The sequence below is a fragment of the Microbacterium sp. H6 genome (assembly GCF_003314775.1).
Taxonomy (GTDB): Bacteria; Actinomycetota; Actinomycetes; order Actinomycetales; family Microbacteriaceae; genus Microbacterium; species Microbacterium oxydans.
In genome coordinates this window covers 351-5,358 of record NZ_QOAY01000279.1, presented here as the reverse complement: position 1 = coordinate 5,358, position 5,008 = coordinate 351, and the positions used below count along the sequence as shown (strand labels likewise).

General features: G+C 70.2%; 5 protein-coding genes. 4 read left to right on the top strand and 1 reads right to left on the bottom strand.

Features of this window, described 5'->3' with window-relative positions; translation table 11 throughout:
• Positions 1–212: 212 nt before the first annotated feature.
• Positions 213–668 carry a DUF6153 family protein gene (locus DSP71_RS18215; protein WP_056207388.1) on the bottom strand — a complete coding sequence of 152 codons (456 nt, stop codon included), beginning with the start codon at positions 666–668 and terminating at the stop codon, positions 213–215.
• 164 nt (positions 669–832) lie between these two features.
• Between DSP71_RS18215 and DSP71_RS18210 the strand changes: the two genes are divergently transcribed.
• The 4 genes from DSP71_RS18210 to DSP71_RS18195 all read left to right on the top strand — a co-directional run.
• The gene (locus tag DSP71_RS18210) at positions 833–1,303 is read left to right on the top strand and encodes a DUF6153 family protein (protein ID WP_036286051.1); all 471 of its coding nucleotides are present in this window, start codon (positions 833–835) and stop codon (positions 1,301–1,303) included.
• A 100-nt stretch (positions 1,304–1,403) separates the two neighbouring features.
• Positions 1,404–2,018, top strand: coding sequence for a DUF305 domain-containing protein (locus DSP71_RS18205; RefSeq protein ID WP_056207384.1), 615 nt, complete (start codon positions 1,404–1,406; stop codon positions 2,016–2,018).
• 117 nt (positions 2,019–2,135) lie between these two features.
• Positions 2,136–2,996, top strand: coding sequence for a F510_1955 family glycosylhydrolase (locus DSP71_RS18200; protein WP_060959933.1), 861 nt, complete (start codon positions 2,136–2,138; stop codon positions 2,994–2,996).
• Between the two features lie 58 nt (positions 2,997–3,054).
• A partial coding sequence (locus DSP71_RS18195) for a phosphoketolase (protein WP_258546538.1) occupies positions 3,055–5,008 on the top strand: 1,954 nt, incomplete at its 3' end.

The following is a 5,008-nucleotide window of genomic DNA, read 5'->3' as shown; positions in this document are numbered from 1 at the left end:
CTGGATGAGGGGGACGATGAAGGTGCGCACGGTCGCCGTCACACGGTCCAACCGGGAGCCGCGGCCCGGAGTGCACGGCGAGAATCCGGGATCGGATCACCCATGGCGCTGCCGCAGACGGGTCGCGCTCGCCTGCGGGCCGCACATCGTGGACCGTCGGCGACATCACGCGCCGGCGGCGGCTCAGGCGGCGGGCGCGGGCGGGGTGCTGATCAGGTGCGGCTGATCGACAGCACGATCAGGGAGGGCCGCAGAAGAGGCGACCCGGACGTGAACGAGCTCGACCTGCCGGGGAGGGATCGCAGCCACGCCAGCAGCGACATCCACCCGTCCCGGGCCGGGAGCACCAGGATGAGCAGGGTCAGCAACGCGAGCAGACACGTCACGGCAGCGAAAGCATGAGACGTCCCGCAGACCGTCTCATCGCACGAGGGCGTCACCACCCCGCTGACCAGGACATCAGCGGCGGCATCGGGGGCCGCAACGACTGCGGAGGCGGACACGACAGTGCCCGCCTGGTCCTCTTCCAGACTCAGCGAATGCATCGCAAGCAGCCCCGCGATGATCGCGGTCACCGCGGCCAGGTAGAACCACAGGGCACGCCGGGACCCGAGTGCCCGCCGTCGCGCCACCACCTGGTTCACCGTCGACGCCCCTTCCTCGATCACGCCCAGCATACCCCGGGCGGGTAGCCATCCCCGAAGCGATACCCATCCTGGATACCCCGGATGGGTATATGCTGAGTGGTAGGGGGCACCCGCTCCCGTGCGTGGTGTTCTGACCGTGTCGCGGAGGCAAGGCACCGCTACCCTGGACGGGAAGGAGGTCGGTCGTGAACGTGATTCGCTCGCACGCGCGTCTGACCCCCGGGGTGCGACGGCTCCTGCTGGCCGCTCCGATCGCCCTGGCGATCATCACCGGGCTGCTGTCCATGCACGTCCTGACCGGTTCCCACCAGCCCGCCCTGGCATCAGAGACCAGCGCGATGAGCACGCACAGCCAGGTCGGCTCCGCACCAGCCGCCGCCGACGATACGCCGATGACCGCAGCTGCGGCGGAGGGCGCTGGAGGGCATTGCCAGGACGGGTGCGGCAGCCCTGCGGGGATGCCGGATCACTCGATGCTGATGATGGTGTGCGTGCTGGCGCTGCTGGCCGCGGTGATCGTCCTGCTCGCCCCGACGTCCCGTGCCCTTCTCACATACGCCGTAGCCCGCTCGCGCTCCCATACCCGGACTCTGCTGGTCGGATTGCCGCATCCCCGCCCGCCTTCACTGCTTGTCCTGTCCATCAGTCGCACCTGATTCCGCCTGAACCCCGGCGACCCTTGCCGGGGATGCTGCACCCTGCCCTCCCGGGCACTGAATCAGACCCTCACCGACTGAATAGACAAGGACACCCCTGATGCGTTTTCGTACTCTCACGCTGACCGCCGGCGCCCTGGCCACCGTGCTCGTGCTCGCCGGCTGCGCCCCCACCGACGGCACCATGCCCGGCATGGACCACGGACCCGGGGGGATGACCAGCACCGCCCCCTCCCAGTCCGCCGCCGCGTTCAACGCCGCGGACGAGATGTTCGTGACCATGATGATCCCGCACCACCAGCAGGCCATCGAGATGGCCGATCAGATCCTCGCGAAAGACGGCATCGACGAGCGAGTCGTCTCCCTCGCCGAGCAGATCAAGGCCGCACAGGACCCGGAGATCCAGACCATGAAGGGCTGGCTGGAGGAGTGGGGCGTCCCGTACGACGACTCCATGTCCGGGATGGACGGCATGGACATGGGCGGCGGGATGATGTCGGAGGACGACATGGCCGCTCTGGATGCCGCGACCGGGGTCGAGGCGACCCGCCTGTTCCTGAACGGCATGATCGCTCACCACCAGGGCGCCGTGACGATGGCGCAGTCGGTGCTCACCGACGGACAGAACCCGGACGTGGCCGCCCTCGCGCAGCAGATCATCGACGGGCAGACCGCCGAGATCACCACGATGCAGGACATCCTCGCCAGCCTCTGACCCGGTACCCCTCGGACGGGACCCGCGCTCCCGATGCCGGTCCCGTCCGAGGCCCCACCCTCGACCCCTGTGCGGTCACCGGTATCCGGCGTACCCGCACGGAAAGGACCTCCGTTCATGATCTCTCCCACCACCCGCAGACTGGCGATCACGGCCACCGTCACCGTCGCGCTGCTGCTCACGGGCTGCAGCACCACCCCTGCGGAGCCCGATGCCCCCGCGGGCACCGCGGCCGGGTTCGGGCATGTGCACGGCATCGTCGACGCCGGTGACAGCACCGTGCTGCTGGGCACCCACACCGGCCTGTACACGCTGGGCGAGGACGGCACCGTCACCGGCCCGGTCGGTGGCATCGACCTGGACGCGATGGGACTGACCGCTACCGGTGACACCCTCTACGCGTCCGGGCACCCCGGCCCGTCCACCCCGGCGGAGCTCGGCGCCCCCAACCTCGGCATCATCCGCAGCCTCGACGCCGGCGCCTCGTGGGAACCGGTCGCGTTCACCGGGGAAGAGGACTTCCACGTCCTCACCGTCACCGGCGACGGCACCCTGTACGGGATCGGATCCTCCCGGCTGCTGCTGCGCACCAGCAGCGACGGCGGGCAGAGTTGGGCGGACGGTGCCGAGCTGCCCGCCGTCGACCTGGCCGCCGCGACCGACGGCACCCTGTACGCCGCCACCCAGGACGGGCTGCAGCACAGCACCGACGGTGGCGCCACCTTCACCCCGGCGCCGGACGCGCCAGTGCTGTACCTGGTGGAGACCGACCCAACCGGTGGGGTGGTCGGAGTGGACACCGACGGGACGTTGCGACGCCTAGTCGGCACCGGCTGGGAGAACGTCGGCACCACCACGGGAACCGTCCAAGCCCTCGGGGTCACCGGGGACGGTGCGATCGTCCTGGTCGATGACCGCGGCGTGGTCTGGATCCGCGACACCACCGCCACCGTTCTCATCCCGGCGGCAACACCATGACCACCGTCATTCGCACCTGGCGCGACCCGAGCGGTCGCGGATCGGAAGGAGACCGACCATGACCCCCACACCGGCACCCCCCGCGTGGGCGCACCGCACCACTGATGCCACCGCCGAGCAGTTGGCGGCGGTGGATGCGTGGTGGCGGGCGGCGAACTATCTGAGCATCGGGCAGATCTACCTGCAGGGTAACCCGCTGCTGCGCCACCGCCTCAGCCGGGACGACATCAAGCCGCGGCTGCTGGGGCATTGGGGCACCACCCCGGGCCTGAACTTCCTCTACGCCCACCTGAACCGCGCCATCCGCGACCGCGACCTGAACACCCTGTACGTGACCGGGCCCGGGCACGGCGGACCCGGCATGGTCGCCAACGCCTACCTCGACGGCACCTACACCGAACGCTACCCGGGCATCGACCGCACCGAAGAGGGGCTGCGGGCGCTGTTCCGGCAGTTCTCCTTCCCGGGCGGGATCCCCTCGCACGCGTCCCCGGAAACGCCCGGGTCGATCAACGAGGGCGGGGAGCTGGGCTACTCCCTCGTGCACGCCTACGGGGCCGCGTTCGACAACCCCGACCTGCTGGTCGCCTGCGTGATCGGTGACGGGGAGGCGGAGACCGGGCCGCTGGCGACCGCGTGGCACGGCAACAAGTTCCTCAACCCCGCCCATGACGGGGTGGTGCTGCCGATCCTGCATCTGAACGGGTACAAGATCGCCAACCCGACCGTGCTGTCCCGCATCCCCGAGGAAGAGCTGGTCGCGCTGCTGCGCGGCTACGGCCATCACCCCCACGTCGTCACGGTCGGCTTCGATGGCGAGACCCCGCAGGAGTCCCACGCGACGTTCGCGGCGGTCCTGGATGCGGTGCTGGATGAGATCGCGGACATCAAGGCCGCCGCGGCGGCCGGGACGCTGGAGGGGCGGCCGGCGTGGCCGGCGATCGTGCTGCGCAGCCCGAAGGGGTGGACCTGCCCGAAGATCATCGACGGTCTGCCGGTGGAGGGCACCTGGCGGGCACACCAGGTGCCGCTCGCCGAGGTCCGCGACAATCCCGAGCACCTGCGGATCCTCGAGGACTGGCTGGCGTCCTACCGCCCGCACGAGCTGTTCGACGTGACCGGCGCCCCCCGCCCGGCCACGGTCGCGATCGCCCCGGACGGGGATCGGCGGATGAGCGCGAACCCGGCCGGCAACGGCGGACAACTCACCGTCCCGCTGCGGCTCCCGGACTTCCACAAGCACGCGCAGCCGGTCGACCCGGCCGAGCGGGGTGCGGGAACCGGGGAAGCGACCCGCGTGCTGGGCGAGTGGCTGGCGGGGGTGATCCGGGACAACCCGGACAACTTCCGCATCTTCGGCCCGGACGAGACCGCCTCCAACCGGCTCGCCCCACCCGTCTACCAGGCCACCGGCAAGCAGTGGAACGCGGCCGTGGAGCCCGTCGACGAGCACCTGGCCCCGACTGGGCGGGTGATGGAGGTGCTCAGCGAGCACCAGTGCCAGGGCTGGCTCGAGGGCTACGTCCTTACCGGCCGGCATGGGCTGTTCAACTGCTACGAGGCGTTCACCCACATCGTCGACTCGATGTTCAACCAGCACGCCAAATGGCTCGAAGCGGCCCGGGAGGTGTCGTGGCGGGACCCGATCCCGAGCTTCAACTACCTGCTCTCCAGCCACGTCTGGCGGCAGGACCACAACGGGTTCTCTCACCAGGACCCCGGGTTCATCGACCTCGCCCTGAACAAGAGCCCCGACATCGTCCGCGTCTACCTGCCGTTCGACGCGAACACGCTGCTGTCCACCTACGACCACTGCCTGCGCTCGGCCGGGTACATCAACGTCGTCGTCGCCGGGAAGCAGCCCGCCCCGCAGTGGCTGACGATGGACGAGGCGATCGAGCACTGCACCCGCGGGCTCGGGATCCTGCCGTGGGCGGGCACCGAAACCGAAGGCACCGAGCCGGATGTGGTGCTCGCCGCCGCCGGCGACGTCCCCACCCTCGAGACCCTCG